General features: G+C 38.4%; 22 protein-coding genes. 21 read left to right on the top strand and 1 reads right to left on the bottom strand.

All coding sequences use genetic code 11. The features are described 5' to 3' along the window. The first annotated feature begins 145 nt into the window (after positions 1–145). The 20 genes from KQI69_RS03270 to KQI69_RS03365 all read left to right on the top strand — a co-directional run bounded on the left by KQI69_RS03270 (position 146) and on the right by KQI69_RS03365 (position 17,412). Positions 146–1,141 carry a rod shape-determining protein gene (locus KQI69_RS03270; protein ID WP_216563858.1) on the top strand — a complete coding sequence of 332 codons (996 nt, stop codon included), beginning with the start codon at positions 146–148 and terminating at the stop codon, positions 1,139–1,141. Positions 1,142–1,247: 106 nt separating this feature from the next. Further along, positions 1,248–2,021, top strand: coding sequence for a flagellar basal-body rod protein FlgF (flgF, locus tag KQI69_RS03275; protein WP_216563859.1), 774 nt, complete (start codon positions 1,248–1,250; stop codon positions 2,019–2,021). A gap of 109 nt (positions 2,022–2,130) precedes the next feature. Next, complete coding sequence (locus tag KQI69_RS03280) at positions 2,131–2,949, top strand: flagellar hook-basal body protein (protein WP_216563860.1); 819 nt, start codon at positions 2,131–2,133, stop codon at positions 2,947–2,949. 116 nt (positions 2,950–3,065) lie between these two features. Continuing rightward, positions 3,066–3,407 (top strand): rod-binding protein, encoded by a 342-nt coding sequence (locus KQI69_RS03285; RefSeq protein WP_216563861.1) that lies wholly within the window; start codon positions 3,066–3,068, stop codon positions 3,405–3,407. 79 nt (positions 3,408–3,486) lie between these two features. Continuing rightward, the gene (locus tag KQI69_RS03290) at positions 3,487–5,730 is read left to right on the top strand and encodes an ATP-dependent RecD-like DNA helicase (RefSeq protein WP_216563862.1); all 2,244 of its coding nucleotides are present in this window, start codon (positions 3,487–3,489) and stop codon (positions 5,728–5,730) included. A 35-nt stretch (positions 5,731–5,765) separates the two neighbouring features. Continuing rightward, positions 5,766–6,488, top strand: coding sequence for a ComF family protein (locus tag KQI69_RS10625; protein ID WP_216563863.1), 723 nt, complete (start codon positions 5,766–5,768; stop codon positions 6,486–6,488). A 2-nt stretch (positions 6,489–6,490) separates the two neighbouring features. Continuing rightward, positions 6,491–6,898, top strand: a complete 408-nt coding sequence (locus KQI69_RS03300) for a flagellar protein (protein ID WP_216563864.1) — start codon at positions 6,491–6,493, stop codon at positions 6,896–6,898. 37 nt (positions 6,899–6,935) lie between these two features. Continuing rightward, positions 6,936–7,382: a chemotaxis protein CheX gene (locus KQI69_RS03305; protein ID WP_371818720.1), complete on the top strand. Its 447-nt coding sequence runs from the start codon at positions 6,936–6,938 to the stop codon at positions 7,380–7,382. 25 nt (positions 7,383–7,407) lie between these two features. Beyond that, complete coding sequence (locus KQI69_RS03310) at positions 7,408–7,791, top strand: response regulator (RefSeq protein WP_216563866.1); 384 nt, start codon at positions 7,408–7,410, stop codon at positions 7,789–7,791. A 281-nt stretch (positions 7,792–8,072) separates the two neighbouring features. Further along, positions 8,073–8,531: a MarR family winged helix-turn-helix transcriptional regulator gene (locus tag KQI69_RS03315; RefSeq protein WP_216563867.1), complete on the top strand. Its 459-nt coding sequence runs from the start codon at positions 8,073–8,075 to the stop codon at positions 8,529–8,531. After that, complete coding sequence (locus tag KQI69_RS03320) at positions 8,528–9,505, top strand: beta-ketoacyl-ACP synthase III (RefSeq protein WP_216563868.1); 978 nt, start codon at positions 8,528–8,530, stop codon at positions 9,503–9,505. Before KQI69_RS03315 ends, KQI69_RS03320 begins: the two co-directional genes overlap by 4 nt. A 73-nt stretch (positions 9,506–9,578) precedes the next feature. After that, positions 9,579–9,803, top strand: a complete 225-nt coding sequence (locus KQI69_RS03325; RefSeq protein WP_022225254.1) for an acyl carrier protein — start codon at positions 9,579–9,581, stop codon at positions 9,801–9,803. A gap of 158 nt (positions 9,804–9,961) precedes the next feature. After that, positions 9,962–10,900, top strand: coding sequence for an ACP S-malonyltransferase (gene fabD / locus KQI69_RS03330; RefSeq protein WP_216563869.1), 939 nt, complete (start codon positions 9,962–9,964; stop codon positions 10,898–10,900). 15 nt (positions 10,901–10,915) lie between these two features. Then, on the top strand, positions 10,916–11,644 hold the full coding sequence (gene fabG / locus KQI69_RS03335; protein WP_216563870.1) for a 3-oxoacyl-[acyl-carrier-protein] reductase: 729 nt from the start codon (positions 10,916–10,918) through the stop codon (positions 11,642–11,644). 157 nt (positions 11,645–11,801) lie between these two features. Then, positions 11,802–13,043 carry a beta-ketoacyl-ACP synthase II gene (gene fabF, locus KQI69_RS03340; protein WP_216563871.1) on the top strand — a complete coding sequence of 414 codons (1,242 nt, stop codon included), beginning with the start codon at positions 11,802–11,804 and terminating at the stop codon, positions 13,041–13,043. Between the two features lies 1 nt (position 13,044). Next, a complete protein-coding gene (gene accB, locus KQI69_RS03345) occupies positions 13,045–13,545 on the top strand; it encodes an acetyl-CoA carboxylase biotin carboxyl carrier protein (RefSeq protein ID WP_216563872.1) in 501 nt (166 codons plus the stop codon). A gap of 102 nt (positions 13,546–13,647) precedes the next feature. Next, positions 13,648–14,067, top strand: a complete 420-nt coding sequence (gene fabZ / locus KQI69_RS03350) for a 3-hydroxyacyl-ACP dehydratase FabZ (RefSeq protein ID WP_216563876.1) — start codon at positions 13,648–13,650, stop codon at positions 14,065–14,067. A 13-nt stretch (positions 14,068–14,080) separates the two neighbouring features. After that, the gene (locus KQI69_RS03355) at positions 14,081–15,427 is read left to right on the top strand and encodes an acetyl-CoA carboxylase biotin carboxylase subunit (RefSeq protein ID WP_216563873.1); all 1,347 of its coding nucleotides are present in this window, start codon (positions 14,081–14,083) and stop codon (positions 15,425–15,427) included. A gap of 150 nt (positions 15,428–15,577) precedes the next feature. After that, on the top strand, positions 15,578–16,441 hold the full coding sequence (accD, locus tag KQI69_RS03360) for an acetyl-CoA carboxylase, carboxyltransferase subunit beta (protein ID WP_216563874.1): 864 nt from the start codon (positions 15,578–15,580) through the stop codon (positions 16,439–16,441). Between the two features lie 185 nt (positions 16,442–16,626). Next, on the top strand, positions 16,627–17,412 hold the full coding sequence (locus tag KQI69_RS03365) for an acetyl-CoA carboxylase carboxyltransferase subunit alpha (protein WP_216563877.1): 786 nt from the start codon (positions 16,627–16,629) through the stop codon (positions 17,410–17,412). A 472-nt stretch (positions 17,413–17,884) separates the two neighbouring features. On the opposite strand, the gene KQI69_RS03370 is transcribed toward KQI69_RS03365, so the two are convergent. After that, positions 17,885–18,718: a S1-like domain-containing RNA-binding protein gene (locus KQI69_RS03370; RefSeq protein ID WP_216563878.1), complete on the bottom strand. Its 834-nt coding sequence runs from the start codon at positions 18,716–18,718 to the stop codon at positions 17,885–17,887. Positions 18,719–19,192: 474 nt separating this feature from the next. Between KQI69_RS03370 and KQI69_RS03375 the strand changes: the two genes are divergently transcribed. Next, positions 19,193–19,570: a RidA family protein gene (locus KQI69_RS03375; RefSeq protein WP_216563875.1), complete on the top strand. Its 378-nt coding sequence runs from the start codon at positions 19,193–19,195 to the stop codon at positions 19,568–19,570. Positions 19,571–19,667: the final 97 nt, after the last annotated feature.

Raw genomic sequence — 19,667 nt, forward strand, 5'->3', positions numbered from 1 at the left:
TTAATATTGAAAAGGGACTTTCAAATTGAAAAAAAATAGTATATAATAAGTTGGAATATGTAAAAATATGAAGAAAATTAAAATAGTAATATAGTTGCTATTTTGCTACAACAAAGTTATAAATGTGTCGAAAGGAGAAACAGAGATGGTAGGTAGCGATATCGGAATAGATCTTGGTACAGCAAATGTACTTGTTTATATAAAAGGAAAAGGCGTTGTTTTAAGGGAGCCCTCAGTAGTGGCTTTTGACAGGGATACAAATAAGATTAAGGCAATCGGTGAGGATGCAAGACTTATGCTTGGCCGTACACCGGGAAATATAGTAGCAGTACGTCCTCTCCGTCAGGGCGTTATTTCTGATTATACGGTTACAGAGAAAATGCTCAGATACTTTATTCAGAAATCATGTGGAAAGACCCGTTTCAGAAAACCACGTATCAGTGTATGTGTTCCAAGTGGTGTTACTGAAGTTGAGAAGAAAGCGGTTGAGGATGCTACCTATGAAGCCGGCGCAAGAGAAGTTGCCATCATCGAAGAACCTATAGCAGCAGCTATAGGTGCAGGAATCGACATTTCAAAACCTTGTGGAAACATGATAGTTGATATAGGTGGAGGTACAGCGGATATAGCTGTTATCTCACTTGGGGGAACAGTTGTAAGCACATCTATAAAAGTTGCCGGAGACAATTTTGACGATGCCATCGTAAGATATATGAGAAAAAATCACAATCTTCTTATCGGAGAGAGAACAGCAGAAGAGATAAAGATAAAGATAGGTTCTGCATATAAACGTCCTGAAGTTGAAACTATGGATGTAAGGGGAAGAAACCTTGTCACAGGACTTCCAAAGACTATCACTGTCACATCTGATGAGACACTTGATGCACTTAAAGAGATCACTTCACAGATCGTGGAAGCAGTTCACAGTGTTCTTGAGAAAACTCCGCCTGAGCTTGCAGCTGATGTATCGGACAGAGGTATTGTACTTACAGGAGGCGGAAGTTTATTATATGGTCTTGAACAACTCATAGAGGAAAAGACCGGAATCACGACAATGACAGCAGAAGAACCGATGACAGCTGTTGCCGTTGGTACAGGAAAGTTTGTTGAATTTTTGAGCGGAAAACGCGATGATGACTAAACATACAGTATGATTTTGACGATATAATTATATATCAGGATGACGCAGTCAGATGATGCGTCGACAGAAAATGTATTTTTTTGTTCCTTTGGAAAGGGGATAGTAGATGGTTAGAGGATTATATACTGCCTACACGGGTATGGTAAATGAACAAAAGAGACTTGATATTATATCAAACAATCTTGCAAACTCCGCAACAGTAGGATATAAAGAAGAGAATGTTACTAGCAGATCATTCGCAGATCTTATGATGACAAAGATAAAAGATGGTTCAGAAGCATTTGTTGACAGGGGAATCGGTGTATCAAATCCGGGTGTTGCACTCGGCGAGACATATATGAACTGGGATCAGGGTTCACTCAGGGAAACGGACAACACATATGATATGGCTATTCAGGGAGATGGATTTTTTGCTATTAAAGTTGAGGATGCAAATGGAAATTCTTCTATAAAATATACACGAAACGGTCAGTTCAGTATCACAAGTGATGGTTATGTTGTTGATGTTGACGGGAACAGACTTCAGGGGGCAAATGGGGATGTGCAGGTTCCTGTGGATTCTACTGACATAGCGATAAAGCAGAACGGTGCTATATTTGCTGATGGGACTCAGGTTGATACCATCACACTTACAGATTTTAGTGATTATAACTATCTTGAACTATACGGAGACAATATGTATACGGCAGTTGACGGTGCAACGACAAAAGATACTTCTGCGACTATCCTTCAGGGATTTACCGAGCAGTCCAATGTAAATGTTGTCGATGAGATGGTTTCTATGATAACTATCACAAGGGCGTATGAAGCCGGTCAGAAGATGATTCGTACACAGGACAGTCTGCTGGAGCAGGCAGTTTCAAGTGTAGGTAAGGTATAATTTTAAAATATAGTGTTGTTGTTTTATGTATATGTATTTTATATACATGACGCAAACAGGTTGTTGTGCAGAAAACAAAGCTGTACAGTGACGGAAATGGAGAGTCAATATGATGAGATCACTTTGGACTGCTGCATCGGGTATGAAGGCTCAGCAGACAAGTCTTGACACAATATCAAATAACTTATCAAATATAAATACTACCGGTTATAAAAAAGAGACCACAGAATTTCGCTCGCTTTTATATCAGACGATTCAGAAAGAAACTACTGACACAGATGGTCAGCAGAAACCAATAGGAGCACAGGTTGGTCTTGGTGTAAAGGTTGCAGCTATTGGAACATCTTTTAAGCAGGGAAATATGTTACATACAGAGGGGCAGTTTGATTTTGCAATTGAGGGCGACGGCTTTTTCATGATAGAACAGCCTGATGGAAGTGTTTCATATACAAGAAATGGTAATTTCCAGCTTGCTGTAAATTCAGCAGGAGGACTTTCGCTTTGTACATCAGATGGAAACGCTGTACTTGATTCTACGGGGAATCCTATTACTTTTGATTCAACTATAAAGACAAGCAATCTTGTATTTGATAAGTATGGAAATATTAAGTATACGGATAGTGCTGGAAATGCACAGAGTTTAGGCGTTTCTATCGGAATAGCACAGTATAACAATCCAGCGGGTCTTGAGAAAGAAGGAGACAGTTATTTTAAGGAATCTGCTGCTTCTGGAACTCCAAGAATAGAAGGTCAGGATCCAAATCTTAAGAGAAGTATTGTAAAGAATGGTTATCTTGAAGGTTCAAGTGTACAGGCTGTTGATGAAATGGTAGATATGATCGTTACACAGCGTGCATATGAGATGAATTCAAAGGCTATCACAGCATCAGATGAAATGCTTCAGCAGGCAAATAATTTGAGGTCATAGTGTGAAAATTAAAAATTTTCACACACAAGATTTGTGCTTAGCACAAACTTGCTATGCGCAAGAATAAGGATTAGTGTGAAAAGTAATATCTTCTATAAAAAGTAAGGAGGCGGCATATGAGTTCGGTTTTAGATGTTTCATCAGTGTACAATTCGTTTTCATCAAAACTTAGTTCTGCGTCTGCGGATTCTTTGGAAAATACATTGAAGAGCACAAATTCTTCATCGGATGATGAAAAACTTATGGAAGTGTGCAAGGATTTTGAATCATATTTTGTGCAGAAGATTATTGAGGAGTCCAAAAAAACTCTTGATAATGAGGATGAACAGGGAGAGTACATGCAGTATTTTTCTGATACATTGAATCAGGAATATGCAAATATTATAACTGAAAATGGTGGTACTGGTCTTGCACAGCAGTTATATGATTCATTAAAAGGTACATACAACATAAAGTAGAAAAATTGACATTCATGAGTGAATAAAATGAGCCGCTGCACATTTTGTGTGGCGGTTTTCTTTTGAAATGAGGATTATTATGAAACAGGTAGAGGGATATGTAGAGAGAATTACATACAGAAATGAAGAAAATGGTTATAGTGTTATCTATCTTTCAAATCCGGAACCAAAAGAGGATGAGGATGATGAAGTATGCTGCGTAGGATATTTTTCGTTTGTATCGGAAGGGGAATATCTTGTCATAAATGGCAGGGAAACCGTGCATAAAAGTTATGGTCCACAGATTCAGGTTGAAAGTTATGAGTCGAAAAAACCGGAAAGTACAGTTGCTGTTGAAAAGTATCTTGGTTCAGGTGCGATAAAAGGAATCGGTACAGCACTTGCAGCAAGGATTGTCAGAAGATTTGGAGATAAGACTTTTGATATCATAGAAAAAGAACCGGAGAGACTTGCTGAGATAAAAGGTATAAGCATGAAAATGGCTGTCAGTATCGCAGAACAGTTTAATGATAAAAGACAGATGCGTCAGTCTGTCATATTTCTTCAGGAGTATGGGATATCCGTAAATATGTCTGTAAAGATATATAAGCATTACGGGGAGAAAATTTATGAAGTTATGAAGGAAAATCCGTATAAACTTGCGGAGGATATAACGGGAATCGGTTTTAAGATAGCTGATTCAATAGCATTAAAAGCAGGATTCTATCAGGATAGTGAGTACAGGATAAAGGCAGGGATATTGTACGTCTTGCAGCAATCTGGTTCAAACGGACACTGTTATCTTCCAGAAAATGAGCTTATTGAGGAAACTGCATATCTGCTTGGCATAGAAAAAGATAATGTCGAAAGAGAACTTGATAATCTTACTCTAAATAAGGAACTTGTAATAGAGGAATGTGATGGAGAGAGAATACTTTACCAAAGCAATATCTATTATATGGAAATGAACTGTGGAAGAATGCTTCATGACCTGAATATTCCATATAAGATAAAGCCTGCCGTTCTCGAAAAGAAGATATCTGCTATAGAAAAGAAAGACAGGATAGAGCTTGATAAGATGCAGAAGGATGCCGTATTTCAAGCGGTACAAAATGGTATTATGATAATTACCGGAGGTCCTGGAACAGGTAAGACGACAACGATAAATACTATTATACAGATAATGGAGAGTGAGGGATTTGATATACTGCTGGCGGCACCTACGGGGAGAGCTGCAAAAAGAATGTCGGAGACATCTGGCATGGAGGCACAGACAATACACAGAATGCTTGAGATAGACGGTGGTTCACTGGAGGATGATAAAGGAGGTATGCATTTTCAGAGAAATGAAACGAAACCTCTTGAGGCAGATGTTATAATAGTAGATGAGTTTTCGATGGTCGATATATATATGCTTTATGCACTTTTAAAAGCGATTGTTCCGGGAACGAGACTTATAATGGTGGGTGATGTAAACCAGCTTCCGTCGGTAGGTCCTGGAAATGTGCTTAAAGATATGATAAAGTCCGGATTTTGCAATGTTGTAAAGTTAAACAGGATATTCAGGCAGGCTGCGGAGAGCCAGATAGTAACAAACGCCCATAAGATAAATGCAGGGGAACAGATAAGCCTTGACAATAAAAACATGGATTTCTTTCATCTTGAGAGAAATAACAGTCAGGATGTTATAAATGTAACAATCCAGCTTATAATGAAAAATCTTCCGCCTTATGTTGATTCCACAAGTTATGATATTCAGGTACTTACACCTATGAGAAAGGGCGAGCTTGGAGTAGAAAATTTAAATAAAGTATTGCAGGCGTATATGAATCCGAAAATGCAGGGTAAAAGTGAGCATGAATTTCACGGCGTTGTTTTCAGAGAAAATGATAAGGTTATGCAGATAAAAAATAATTATCAGATAAAATGGCAGAAGAAGAACAGATTTGATGATGTTATTGAGGAAGGTACGGGGGTGTTTAATGGTGATACCGGTATAATAAAACAGATAGTTGAAGCGGCGGAGGTTGTTTATGTAGAATATGAAGAGGGAAGAATTGTTGAATATAATTTCAGTGATATGGATGAGATGGAATTAGCTTATGCGATAACAATTCATAAATCACAGGGCAGTGAATATCCGGCAGTGATTCTTCCAATCATATCAGGACCGAAAATGCTTTTAAACAGAAATCTGTTATATACGGCAGTGACCAGAGCAAAAAAATGTGTAACTATTGTCGGAAGTGCTGATACAGTCAGAAAAATGATAAAAAATGTTAATGAACAAAAGAGGTATTCAACACTTTGTAGACGAATAATAGAAATGGGGGAGTACAAATAGAAATAAAAAATATATTAAAAAGCTTTTCAGAAGGTGTGTTAGATATACTTTATCCTCGCAGATGTCCTGTATGTGATGATGTTCTGCCCGCTGGAAGTGAGTGCACATTATGTATAAAGTGCAGGAATAAAGTAGAAAAGGTTATAGAGCCGTTTTGCTTTAAATGTGGCAAACCGGTTGGTGACAGTAAAAGAGAGTTCTGTCAGGATTGTAAGAAAAAAGAGTATTTTTATACACAGGGCAGAGCAGCATTTGTATATGACAGATATATGAAAAAATCAATTGCGGCATTTAAGTATGGTGGCAGGAGAGAATACGGAAGCTATTATGCCGGGGAGATTGTCAAAAGATATGGAAAGTGGATAGAAAACATAGGAGCACAGTATCTTATACCAGTACCGATACATCGTGAAAGATACAGAAAAAGAGGCTATAATCAGGCTAAAGTTATTGCTGATGATATAGGCAGACGAATGAATATTCCTGTGCTCGACGGTTACATCGAGAGAGAAAAAAATACGGAGGCATTAAAAAATCTTAATGAAGCACAGAGGATATCCTGTTTAAAAGATGCATTTTTTGTTTCAGAATCTTCTAAATTGTTGTATCGTGATTTAAGGTGTGTTATACTTGTAGATGATATATATACGACAGGCAGTACTATAAGTAAATGTGCCGAAGTTTTAAAAAAAGCAGGTGTGAAAAAAATTTATTTTCTATGTGCCTGCATAGGAAAAGATGACCAAGGAGGGGAATAGATATGGATGTACGAAATTGCAAAAACTGTGGAAAATTATTTCAATATGTAGGAAAACCTATATGTCCTGCATGCAACAAAAAGCTTGAAGATAAATTTTTTGAGGTAAGGGATTATATATATGAAAATCCGACTGCAAGTATGAGTGTGGTATCTGAAGAGCTGGGAGTACCTATTCAGCAGATTAAAAAATGGGTAAGAGAAGAAAGGCTTGCATTTTCAAAAGATTCAGGTATAACTATTTCTTGTGAGAAATGTGGAAAGGCTATTTTGACAGGCAGATTTTGTAAAGAATGTAAAAACAGTATGCGTAATAATCTGTCAAATCTATACGGAACGGAAAATACTGTTCAAAAACAAAAACAGGCTGCTGCAAGCTCAAATGGCAAGATGCGTTTCCTGAAAAATTAGTTTACTGACTGATGAGAGGGGGATTGCATTGACTAGTGTGAAGGTTGAAGAAATTTTTAATGATGCTTTTGTGAGTGTTTCAAGAAAGATAATTTCATTGGAACTGCATAGAAAGGTTGTTAAAAAAGTGGATTTTAAATATTTGGAGATGGTACACACAAGGGGGAATTTTGCATCAACTATAGTATGCGGTTTTTCTCCGTTAATGTTTGACACCATTATAAGAAATATGAATGGTGGACAGATGCCTTCAGAAGATGAAAAGGTATTATACATAAATGAATATGTAAATATTGTATGTGGCAGGGCATTGTCTGAAATAAATAATCAGATGGGGGTTTCCTCCAGGCTTACTGTCCCCACATTATGTCTATATACTGATGAGATAAGTGTTGAGCAAGGTAAAACAGGGAATGAGATTTTATTTTATGAAACAGAGTTTGGACAAATAGAAATTTCGATTCATTATACTGTCGCAGAGTAATTTTTTGTCAAAAGGAGGACATAAAATGGACAAAACAACTATAATTGTAGTAGATGATTCACCATTTGCTTCAAAACAGATAAAAGACCTCGTCGAGGAAAACGGATATGAAGTGATTGGTTATGCAAAAAGCGGTGAAGATGGCATAAAGATGTATGAGGAACTTCATCCTGATATTGTTATTCTTGACATCATTATGCCGGGAATTGATGGAATAGAGACAGCGGAAATCTTAGAAAAAAGTGATCCAAATGTAACGATACTGATGCTTAGTTCATTATGTGATGCCGGAACATTGGAAGAAGTAAGAGCCATAGGTGTTAAATATCTTATACCTAAACCGTGGGAAGATGATGTATTACTTGCCACACTTGAGCTTTTAAAGAAGCAGAGAGAAGAAAGAAATTAAAAGCATCATAAATGGTTTTTAAAACTATTTTACATTGACAAGAAAAACTTTGAATATCAAAACAAATACCATAAAGATAATGTCAAAACAAAAGAGTTGTAGTTTTTGTTAATAATTCACAAAAATACAGCTCTTTTATTGTGAAAAAACACAATGAAAGTATGGTTGACGAATTGGTATATTTTAGAATATACTTTTAATTGTTTGATAAAGTTTGATGTACAAACTATTTTGCTGAAAAATGAGAGTGAAATAGTACTGTGTTGGTAAAGGGAAAACAAATGAATAATGTTTTAGGATCGATCAGTACTAATCTGATAAGATTATTTGAAAAGATTATGGAAGCTGAGGCATGCACAATAAAAAATGAATATGGTGATAAAATTTCCATGACGGAAGTTCACACCATTGCCGCGATAGGAATCGCTGAATTAAAGAGTATGAGTGAACTTGCTGCACAGTTAAATATTACTGTCGGGACACTGACAGTTGGGATAAATAACCTTGTAAAAAAAGGGTTTGTAGAACGTTATAAGACTGAGCGTGACAGAAGGGTTGTTAAGATTGCGCTTACAAAAGAGGGTAAAAAGATATATTTATTACATGAACAGTTTCATAAAGATGTCGTATTTGCGTTAATAAAAGGACTGAATGAGAGTGAGACGGATGTTGTTGAAAAAGCTTTGAGCAATCTGGACAGCTTTGTTGAAAAACGTTTTGAGAATGGAGAAAAAAAATGATAACAACCAGAATTATTTCGACAGGTGCAGATGTGCCTGAGCAGGTCATCACAAATGACGACCTGTCAAAGATAGTTGATACGAGCGATGAGTGGATAACCCAGAGAACGGGTATAAAGAAAAGACATATATCAGCCGGAGAGAACACATCATATTTTGCTATAAATACTGCAAAACAGGTGCTTGAGAGAGCAGGAGTATCAGCGGAGGATGTTGAACTTATAATAGTGGCAAGCGTTACAGCAGATTATGGTACACCATCACTTGCCTGTATGGTTCAAAAAGAAATAGGGGCTGTAAATGCAGTTGCATTTGATGTAAATGCAGCATGCAGTGGCTTTATGTTTGCACTTAGCATAGCTGACAAATACATAAAAACAGGTATGTATGAGAATGCCATAGTCATAGGGGCAGAGACACTCTCAAAGATAGTTGACTGGAAGGACAGGTCAACATGCGTACTGTTTGGAGACGGTTCAGGCGGTGCATATGTAGAGAAGTCTGAGGATGAGGGAATCTTAAAAGAAGAACTCGGAGCAAAGGGAGAACTTTGGGATATTCTGACACAGGGCTATGTAGGATGTTCAAATGCATTTAATGATGAACCCCGTGAAAAGGACAATCTCTGGTATGTAAATATGGATGGCAGGGCAGTATTTAAGTTTGCGACAAAAGCTGTTACAAAGAGCATAGAGAGAGTTATGGAAGAGGCAGGAGTAAAGCCTGATGAGATAAAGTATGTTGTGCCGCATCAGGCAAATGCGAGGATTGTTGACATAATTTCAAGAAAACTCGGAATAAGCCATGACAAGTGTTACATGAATATGGCTGAATATGGAAATACTTCATCAGCAAGTATTCCTATTGTATTAAACGAGTTAAATGAAAAGGGACTTATTGAGAGGGGTGACAAGCTTCTTCTCACAGGTTTCGGTGGTGGAATGACTTGGGGAACCATGCTTATTTCATGGTAAAAGGTTATAAGAGGATTTTAAATCTTCATAACAAAAAATATATATATTTAATCTATTTTTAGGAGGAAAAACCATGGTATTTGAGAAAATCAGAGAGATTATTGCTGAGCAGACAGGTAAGGATGTTGATGAAATCACATTAGAGACAAATGTAAAAGAGGATCTTGATGCAGATTCTTTAGATTTATTCCAGATCATCAATGATATTGAAGATGAGTTTGATGTATCAGTTGAGGATCCTGAGTCAATCGTTACAGTTCAGGATGCAGTTGATTTTGTAGAAAGCCACAAGAACTAGTGGAAGCACAGAACGGTTGCAAATAGTATGGGAGGCGGCGCTGGAAGTTGATAAGATTTATTTACTTGCTGGCGCTATCTCTTTACTTTTTTTGATAGAAATTATTGGATTTTTTAGAATTAAATGGATTTTATTTCTGAAGATGGAGGAAATTGCAGATGAAAACAGTATTTATGTTCAGCGGTCAGGGTGCACAGTATGCAGGCATGGGAAAAGACCTGTATGAAAACTATGCCGTTGCAAAAGAAGTATTTGACAGAGCAGATGAGGTTTTGGGATATTCGATAAAGGATATATGTTTTTCTGATGAGGAAAAACTCGGACTTACAGAGTTTACACAGCCTGCCATTCTCACAATGAGTATTGCGGCTATGAGGGTCTTACAGGAAAACGGTATAAATGCTGATATGACAGCGGGACTTAGTCTTGGTGAGTATTCAGCACTTGTTGCGAGTGGTGCGATGAAGTTTGAGGAAGCCGTAGCACTTGTACAGAAAAGAGGAAAATTTATGTCAGAAGCCGTTCCGGCAGGGAAAGGCGGAATGTTTGCAATAATAGGTCTTGATACTGCACTTGTGGAGGAAGCCTGCGAGGAGGCAGTTAAAGAGATTGGCGGAGTAGCTGTTCCTGCAAATTATAATGCACCGGGGCAGATAGTCATCGGTGGAGATGCGGCTACAGTTGAGAGAGCAGGGGAGATAGCAAAAGAAAAGGGAGCGAAAATGGCAGTCAAACTTAAAGTGAGTGGTCCGTTCCACACAAGTCTTTTGCAGCCGGCAGCAGACAAGCTTTTGCCGGAGCTTGAAAAGATGAACATAGGAAAGATGGAAATTCCTGTTTATACAAATGTGACAGCAGAAGTGTTAAAGAGTGAGAGTGATATAGTTCCTACACTTGCAAAGCAGGTCGTATCGCCTGTCAGATGGGAACACATAATCAGAAATATGTATGATGCGGGGGCAGATACATTTATTGAATTGGGACCGGGAAAAACTCTTTGTGGATTTGTAAAGAGAACGGTTAAGGGAATCGTCAATGTGAATGTTGAGGATACGGCTTCACTTGAGAAGGCACTTTTAAAAATCAGGAAAGATTGAGTTTGGAGGGATAGAATGTTAGAAGGAAAGACAGTGATTGTGACGGGTGCTGCTAAGGGTATCGGTAAGGCGATTGCGGTTGCTTTTGCCAAGGAGGGCTGCAATATAGTTCTCAATTATCACAGCAGTGTGTCTGATGATACTATTAAGGAGATTGAGGCGCAGGGTGTTAAATGTATGCCTGTTCAGGGGGATGTGAGTGATTTTGATTTTGCAAAAAATCTTATCAAGGATGTGAAAAAAGAGTTTGGTTCTGTTGATGTGCTTGTGAATAATGCAGGTATCACAAAGGATATGCTTCTTATGAGAATGTCTGAGGAACAGTTTGATTCTGTTATCAATACAAATCTTAAGGGTTCTTTCAATATGATCCGTCATGCGAGCAGTGTTATGCTAAAGCAGAGAAGCGGTGCGATAATAAATATGTCATCGGTTTCAGGTGTTGCAGGAAATATAGGTCAGGCGAATTATGCGGCTTCTAAGGCAGGTATTATCGGTCTTACTAAAGCGACGGCAAAAGAGTTTGCACAGAGGGGAATTACATGTAATGCTATAGCTCCGGGATTTATCGAGACAGACATGACAGCAGTTCTGGCTGATGAGACAAAAGAAGCTATACTTAGTTCTATTCCGCTCGGTAAGGCAGGAAAGCCTGAGGATGTTGCAAGTGCAGTAGTATTTTTGGCAAAGAACAGATACATTACGGGACAGGTCTTAAATGTAGACGGCGGCATGATAATGTAGTAATTATATAGATTATCGCAGGATTTAAAACAAAAATTTTGCGATATAAGTTGAGTAATAGAAGTTATTGTTAAAAATAAAATGACAGATACTTAGAAATTGAAACCAGTTCAGGTATGGTGTGTTTGCCGTACCGGACTGTAGAAACGAGGGAATTATGGCAAGAAGATGTGTTATAACCGGTATGGGTGTTGTAAGCCCGCTTGGAAGTACAGTGGACAGTATGTGGGAAAATGCCAAAAATGGTGTTTGTGGCATTGAAAATATAACAAAGTTTGATACAACAGATTTCAAGGTAAAAGTGGCAGGTGAAGTCAGGGATTTTGATGCAGAAAAGTATATGACGAAAAAGGACATCAAGAGAAACGATCCTTTTGCCGTATATGCTATGGGTGCTGCTGTTCAGGCTATGGATGACAGCGGTATAGATATGGAAAAAGAGGATGCTTCAAGAGTAGGTGTTATCTTTGGCTCGGGTGTCGGCGGTCTTGGAACGATGCAGCAGCAGGTTACAAGAATGAATGAAAAAGGACCTTCAAGAGTTTCGCCTATGTTTATACCAATGACGATAGGAAATATGGCAGCAGGAAATATTGCTATAAGATTTGGTGCAAAGGGAATAAATGAAGATATAGTTACAGCCTGTGCAACTGCTACGAGCAGTATCGGTGCGGCTTTTAGAAATATCATTCATGGATATGCTGATGTTATCATCACAGGCGGTGCTGAGGCAGGTCTTTGTGAGATAGGTATCGCAGGATTTACAAATCTTACGGCACTTTCAACAAATCCTGATCCAAAGGATGCGTGTAAGCCTTTTGATAAGAATAGAGATGGTTTCGTGCTCGGTGATGGTGCGGGAGCACTTGTGGTTGAGGAACTTGAACACGCACTTGCAAGAAATGCAACTATATATGGAGAGATTGTTGGATACGGTGCAACAAGTGATGCATATCACATCACACTTCCGGAAAAGACAGGAGCAGGTGCGGCAAAGGCAATGGAGCTTGCAATGGAAGAAGCTGGAATAAAACCGGAGCAAGTTTCATATATAAATGCACATGGAACAAGTACACCGGCAAACGACTCAACAGAGACAAATGCCATTAAACTTGCATTTGGTGATGCGGCAAAAGATGTTGCTATCAGTTCTACAAAGTCAATGACAGGACATTTACTCGGAGCGGCAGGAGCAGTTGAGGCGGTAATGTGTGTTAAGGCATTACAGGAGGATATACTCCCACCGACAATAAATTATAAGACACCTGATGAGGAATGTGACCTTGATTATATTCCAAATGAGGCAAGAAAGGTTGAAAAAGCTGAATATGCGTTGTCAAATTCACTTGGATTTGGCGGACATAATGCGGTGCTCTGTTTTAAAAAGTGGGGGGAATAGTATGAAATTTGATGAAGTTAAGGAACTTATCGCTATCTTTGAAAAAAGCGATATGGGCGAGATGGAGATAAAACTTGACGGTGACAGTGTGCATCTTGGAAGAAATGCTTCATTTTCAGTTGGAAACAGCGAAACTGAGACAGTAAAGACAGTCATAACGGGAGCAGAAAATGGTATGGTATCAGCGGTACAGACAAATGGTGCAGTTTCTGATGAGGCTGATGTAAATCAGACTTCAGGCAAGGAAGCAGACAGTGTGTCAGAAGATGATAAGCTTGTAACAGCACCTATCGTTGGAACATACTATCAAAGTCAGGCACCTGATAAGCCGCCTTTTGTAAAAGTCGGTGATACGGTTGCTGAAGGTGATGTTGTATGTATCATCGAAGCAATGAAGTTTATGAATGAAGTTGTAAGTGAAGTAAGCGGAAAAATAGTTGAAGTTCTTGTAGAGGACGGAGAGTTTGTTGAGTTCGGACAGCCGCTTTTCAGAGTTCAGTAGAAAGCACAAAAAGTTTTTTTATAAAAATTTAGAATGAAAAAAGCATATATGCAAGTTTTTGTGCAGGAGCAGAGATAGAATAGGAGTAAATTTAAAATGGCAATGGATATTAAGGAAATTATGAGTATCATCCCTCACAGACAGCCGTTTCTTCTTATCGACAGAGTGGAGGAGATAGTCGAGGGCGAGTCGGTTACTGCAATCAAGAATGTTACATATAATGAGCCGTTTTTTGCGGGACATTTTCCAAGCGAGCCTGTAATGCCGGGGGTTCTTATTGTTGAAGCTATGGCACAGGCAGGGGCAGTAGCTATATTATCTATGGATGAGTTTAAGGGAAAGACAGCTTATTTTGGTGGAATAAATAAAGCTAAATTCAAGAAGAAAGTTGTTCCGGGAGATACGCTCCGCCTTGAAGTTAAGATTGAAAAACTTAAGAAAAATGCAGGTATCGGACAGGGTACGGCTTATGTAGGTGACAAGGTGGCAGCACAGGCAGAACTTGTATTTATGATTGGTTAGAGGTGAAAACTTTATGTTTGACAAAATTTTGATCGCAAATCGCGGGGAGATAGCAGTAAGGATAATAAGGGCGTGTCGAGAGATGGGAATAAAAACGGTTGCCGTATTTTCAGAACCTGACAGGGAAGCACTTCACACACAGCTTGCAGATGAAGCAGTGTGTATAGGTTCGGCAAAAGTCGGAGACAGTTATCTTGATATGAACAATATAATCAGTGCCGCTGTTGAAAAGCAGGCACAGGCAATACATCCGGGATTTGGATTTTTGTCGGAAAACAGTATGTTTGCCGGAGTGTGTAAAGACTGCAATATCAAATTTATCGGACCGAAAGGCTCAGTGATAGATGCACTTGGCAATAAGGCAAACGCAAGACAGATGATGATAAATGCAGGAGTACCTGTTATTCCGGGAAGTGACGGGGTTCTCGCTGATGTAGAACAGGCTTATGAAATGGCAGATAAACTCGGTTATCCCGTCATCGTAAAAGCATCTGCCGGAGGTGGCGGAAAAGGAATAAGGATAGTCAGAAAAAAAGAAGACTTAAAAGAGGCGTTTTTGTCAGCACAGAGTGAGACAAAAGCTGCATTTGGTGATGATTCGATGTACATGGAAAAACTTATCGAGGGCGCAAGACATGTCGAGGTGCAGATACTCGGTGACAGTTTTGGAAATGTGATACACTTAGGTGAGCGTGACTGTTCACTGCAGAGAAAGAACCAGAAAGTTTTAGAGGAAACACCTTGCGAAGTTTTGTCAGAAAGCACAAGGGCAAAAATCTGTGATTCTGCCGTAAAAGCGGCCAAGGCAGCAGGTTATGAAAATGCCGGAACTATTGAATTTTTGTATGATGAAGATTCCCATAAATATTATTTTATGGAGATGAATACAAGAGTTCAGGTAGAACATCCTATAACCGAGATGGTAACCGGTGTAGATATAGTAAAAGAGCAGATAAGGATTGCGGCAGGAGAGAAGTTATCATATACGCAGAACGACATAAAGATAAACGGTCATGCGATAGAGTGCAGGATAAACGCAGAAGATCCGTCGAGAAATTTTGCACCCTGTCCGGGAACTATAGATTATCTCTTGATGCCGTCGGGCGGTCTTGGACTCAGGGTAGACAGTGCAATATATCAGGGTTATGAGATACCGCCGTACTATGATTCTATGCTTGCAAAAGTTATCGCACACGGCAGGGACAGGGACGAAGCGGTAGCAAAAATGAAAAGGGCATTGTATGAATTTGTAATAGAGGGTGTAGATACGAATATAGAATATCAGAACAAAATCCTTAATAATAAGCAGTTTGAAAAGTGTCAGTATAATACATCATTTTTAGAGCATGTAAAATTGTAAAATTACATTATGGCAGTTAATGTGCAGCATGTAGAGTCAGGTAATTGGTAAACAGACTGACAATCAGTGTCAGAATTGCATATGAACAGTAAATAGTATTTTCTGTCCTTTACGGCTGACTGTTAATCAGATGTTGGAGTGAAGTAGGCTATGAATATTTTCAAGAAAAAAAGTTATTTTTCAGTAAATGGTACAGAAGAAAAGAAAAAAACTGAAAAAAACAAAAAAAGTCAGGAACCATCGATTCCGGACGGTATGTGGATAAAATGCAATACTTGTAAAAACATAATATACAAAAAAGAAGTCACAGAATTTAAGCTCTGTCCAAACTGTGGAGCACATTTCAGAATGAATCCTGCCGAGAGGATAAAGATAATATGTGATGAGGGCAGTTTCAAGGAACTTGACGCAGATATGTCAACAAAAAATCCCATGAATTATCCAGATTATGATAAGGTGATAAAAAAAGCAAAAGCTAAGTCGGGAATAAACGAGGGAGTTGTGACAGGTGAATGTACTATAGGTGGCTTTGAAACAGTTATAGCTATCATGGACAGCCATTTTATGATGGGAAGTATGGGTTCGGTTGTCGGTGAAAAGATAACAAGAGCCATAGAATATTCAACAGAAAAGAAACTTCCTATTATAATATTCACAACCTCAGGCGGTGCAAGGATGCAGGAGGGAATAGTTTCACTCATGCAGATGGCAAAAACAGCGGAGGCAGTTGGCCGACACGACGAGGCAGGACTTTTGTATGTAACGGTACTGACTGACCCGACAACAGGTGGAGTGACAGCAAGTTTTGCAATGCTTGGAGATATAATACTCGCCGAGCCTAAAGCACTTATCGGATTTGCAGGGCAGAGAGTCATACAGGGTACGATACACCAGAAACTGCCAGAGGGATTTCAGCGTGCGGAATTTCAGCTTGAGCATGGATTTGTAGACAGGATAGTCAACAGGGAAGATATGAGGGATGAACTTATCTCCATCTTAAAACTGCACTGTTAGTTTATTTATGTATTGATTATATATAGGTATTTGCAAAACTATCATTACCTGTAATTAAATTGTATGGATATAACAAATGGTGTTAGCGGTATTATTCGTTATATTCATACAATTAGTACAATACATAATTAGTTTTGCAATCACTTATAGTTATTAAGAAAGGAAGTGCCAGTGTGAACAATGCAATGAAATCCGTAAGGATTGCAAGAAAGATAGACAGACCTAACACAAGAGAATTTATTGATAAATTATTTGAAAACTTTATGGAAATGCATGGTGACAGGCTGTTTGCGGATGATGGCGCGATAGTCGGCGGAATTGCTTCTTTTGAGGGGACACCAGTTACAGTCATCGGAATACAGAAAGGTCACACACTTGACGAAAATGTGGAATGTAACTTCGGAAGTCCAAACCCTGAAGGTTACAGAAAAGCATTGAGACTCATGAAACAGGCAGAAAAATTTCACAGACCTGTTATCACGCTTGTAAACACAGCCGGAGCATACTGTGGAATAGGGGCAGAAGAAAGAGGTCAGGGCGAAGCGATAGCAAGAAACATAATGGAAATGTCGAGACTAAAAACACCCATAATATCAATATTTACCGGAGAGGGCGGAAGCGGAGGAGCACTTGCACTCGCAGTCGCAGATGAAGTGTGGATGTTAGAGCACAGCCTTTACTCAGTACTGTCACCGGAGGGATTTGCAAGTATATTGTGGCGAGACACGGAAAGAGTAGAAGAAGCCGCAGAACTCATGAAAATGACAGCAAACGAACTCTTAAAAAACGGTGTTGCAGACAGAACATTTCCGGAGCACAAAGACGGAATAGAAAATAATCTAAACTACACAACAGACCAGATAAGAGAAGCACTCAGAAAAAAACTTCCTGAACTCATGAAAAAAGAAACAAAAGAATTGTTAGATGAAAGATATAAGAGATTCAGAAAATTCGGGGAATATGCGGAGTAATGTAAGCAGTATTCCATACGAAAAAATATTGCATTATTTTTTATAGAGTATATCGGTAGCCAATTTTAAAATTTGTAAAGAATAAGACAAAAATGCTTAAAATCAAGAAATAAAGATTCTAAGCATTTTTTATTTTTTAAAATATTAAACTATTTTCAGTCTAAATATCCCCTTTACTAAAAACTTTCATATATTCAAGCCGCTTGTCTATGGTCTATTCACGCTGTAGTCTTTAACTCTAAACCACACAAAAATTCCACTAATTTTTAAATCTTCTATAAAAACCATCGCCAAAAAAACAGCCTTGTCGGGTGGATATTATGCAGCAAATGGCGTTAGAACACCGTCGGTACTAAAGGTGCGTACTTTGCACCTTTAGTACCGCTACGAGTGTTCTTCGAGGCGGGAGCCGTCCATTTGTCGTATAATATCCACCCGACAAGGCGTCAGTTCGCAATAAATTAAGAAGAAGCTAATTCAAATGAATACCGTCTTTTTCTATAGTGATAAGTCTTTCCTTATATAAGTGCCCTATTGCACGCTTGAAAGCATTTTTGCTCATATGGAAACGGTTTTTAACAGCTTCTGAATCTGATTTATCATTAAATGGAAGAAATCCGTTTTCCCTCTGTAAAGTTTCATATATAAATGAAGCATCATCGTTCATCTGTTCAGGAATCTTCTTTTTGACACTGAGAGTAAGCCTTCCATCCTCCATGACCTGTGCAACTCTCGCATAGACAGGCTGGTTTATGCGGTATTTCTCAAAAACTTCCTTTTTTGGAAGAAGGGCAGAATATTTATCATCAACTGCGATAAACACGCCGAAATTGTCACTTATCTCATAAACACGCCCAAAAACTTCATCATTTTGTTTGTAAGGAGATTCATTTGAGAGATGATTGTAAACTTTCATTGAAGCACAAAGTCTGTCGCTCTTGTCAACATAGAGTGTGACTAAAACGGCGTCATCCTCCTTTACCTCGTAGAGCTGTTCTTTAAAAGGAAGAAGAAGGTCTTTTGAAAGTCCCCAGTCAAGAAAAGCACCTATCTTTGTGACCTCCTTGACATAAAGTCTTGCGACCTGACCGAGTTCTATTGAAGGTTCTTCCATAGTTGCGATAGGTCTGTCCTCGGAGTCTTTATAGATAAATACATTTAAAACATCGTTAAGCTGTGTATCTTTTGGAACCTGTGATTTTGGAAGAAGTATCTTGTCGCTGTCATCACCTGTAGGTGTATTTAAAAATACCCCAAAATCAGTAGTCTTTACAACTATGAGCTCCTGTGTCTTTCCGATAGGGATAGCAGATTTTTTCTTATGTTCATCCTGGTGGTGCTCACCTGAATGATGTCTGTTATCTTTTCTACGCCTGTCGTATTTATCATTTTTCCTATTACTGTTAAGACCATCATTCCTTCTGCCGGTCTTATCACTTCTGTTATAGGCTCTGTCGTTTCTTTTTTTATCAGAGAAATTGTTGCGTTTCTGTCTGTATTCATTTCTCAAATCAAAGGTCCTCCGTTCTATTTTGTTTGTCTGACAAAAAGCTGTCAATAACTAAGTATATAGTTATAAGTAAAAAAAATCCAGTTAAAATTGAAAATTGTTTTACTTTGCGTTATACTGTAAAATGTAAAAAAAATTTAAACATTTTGTATCAATTTTAAGAACACTAAAAGATAAACAGATATATAACTGTTGCTGGCTATACTTTAGGTGTGGACAGTAACATGTAACTGAAAATAAAGCAAATAAAAAAGAAAAGAGGTAAACTAAATGAAAAACATTATCAGTACAGAAAAAGCACCGGCAGCAATCGGACCATATTCACAGGCGGTAGAGGTAAATGGACTTGTATTTACATCAGGAGTCGTACCTATTGATCCTGCGACAGGAGAGCTTGTGACAGGACCTGCAGAAGTTCAGGCAGAAAGAGCGTTCAAGAGCCTTAAAGCACTTCTTGAGGCAGCAGGCACATCGACAGCAAATGTCATAAAGACAACAGTATTTATCAGTGACATGAATGATTTTGGTAAGATAAACGAAGTATATGCAAAGTATTTTGAAGAGCCGTATCCTGCAAGATCATGCGTAGAAGTTGCAAGGCTTCCAAAGGATGTTGCGATTGAGATAGAGGCTGTTGCGGCAAAATGATAATAAAAAATGAGAGGTTGAATAACAGTTGAAACAAACTTATAAAAAGTTACAAAAGAATACAGTTTTTTATAATTTAAAGAGAGGTAGCCCATAT

This window comes from Eubacterium sp. MSJ-13 (assembly GCF_018918235.1).
Lineage (GTDB): Bacteria > Bacillota > Clostridia > Lachnospirales > Lachnospiraceae > Butyribacter.

Excerpts from the sequence above, each read along its gene's own strand:
- KQI69_RS03325 (WP_022225254.1), top strand. The coding sequence starts at position 9,579 with ATGGTATTTGAGAAAATCAGAGAGATTATTGCTGAGCAGACAGGTAAG.
- accB (WP_216563872.1), top strand. The coding sequence starts at position 13,045 with ATGAAATTTGATGAAGTTAAGGAACTTATCGCTATCTTTGAAAAAAGC.
- KQI69_RS03300 (WP_216563864.1), top strand. The coding sequence starts at position 6,491 with ATGGATGTACGAAATTGCAAAAACTGTGGAAAATTATTTCAATATGTA.
- KQI69_RS03375 (WP_216563875.1), top strand. The coding sequence starts at position 19,193 with ATGAAAAACATTATCAGTACAGAAAAAGCACCGGCAGCAATCGGACCA.
- KQI69_RS03315 (WP_216563867.1), top strand. The coding sequence starts at position 8,073 with ATGAATAATGTTTTAGGATCGATCAGTACTAATCTGATAAGATTATTT.
- fabG (WP_216563870.1), top strand. The coding sequence starts at position 10,916 with ATGTTAGAAGGAAAGACAGTGATTGTGACGGGTGCTGCTAAGGGTATC.
- flgF (WP_216563859.1), top strand. The coding sequence starts at position 1,248 with ATGGTTAGAGGATTATATACTGCCTACACGGGTATGGTAAATGAACAA.
- KQI69_RS03285 (WP_216563861.1), top strand. The coding sequence starts at position 3,066 with ATGAGTTCGGTTTTAGATGTTTCATCAGTGTACAATTCGTTTTCATCA.
- fabF (WP_216563871.1), top strand. The coding sequence starts at position 11,802 with ATGGCAAGAAGATGTGTTATAACCGGTATGGGTGTTGTAAGCCCGCTT.
- KQI69_RS03355 (WP_216563873.1), top strand. The coding sequence starts at position 14,081 with ATGTTTGACAAAATTTTGATCGCAAATCGCGGGGAGATAGCAGTAAGG.
- KQI69_RS03320 (WP_216563868.1), top strand. The coding sequence starts at position 8,528 with ATGATAACAACCAGAATTATTTCGACAGGTGCAGATGTGCCTGAGCAG.
- KQI69_RS03365 (WP_216563877.1), top strand. The coding sequence starts at position 16,627 with ATGAAATCCGTAAGGATTGCAAGAAAGATAGACAGACCTAACACAAGA.
- fabD (WP_216563869.1), top strand. The coding sequence starts at position 9,962 with ATGAAAACAGTATTTATGTTCAGCGGTCAGGGTGCACAGTATGCAGGC.
- accD (WP_216563874.1), top strand. The coding sequence starts at position 15,578 with ATGAATATTTTCAAGAAAAAAAGTTATTTTTCAGTAAATGGTACAGAA.
- KQI69_RS03280 (WP_216563860.1), top strand. The coding sequence starts at position 2,131 with ATGATGAGATCACTTTGGACTGCTGCATCGGGTATGAAGGCTCAGCAG.
- KQI69_RS03310 (WP_216563866.1), top strand. The coding sequence starts at position 7,408 with ATGGACAAAACAACTATAATTGTAGTAGATGATTCACCATTTGCTTCA.
- fabZ (WP_216563876.1), top strand. The coding sequence starts at position 13,648 with ATGGATATTAAGGAAATTATGAGTATCATCCCTCACAGACAGCCGTTT.
- KQI69_RS03270 (WP_216563858.1), top strand. The coding sequence starts at position 146 with ATGGTAGGTAGCGATATCGGAATAGATCTTGGTACAGCAAATGTACTT.
- KQI69_RS03290 (WP_216563862.1), top strand. The coding sequence starts at position 3,487 with ATGAAACAGGTAGAGGGATATGTAGAGAGAATTACATACAGAAATGAA.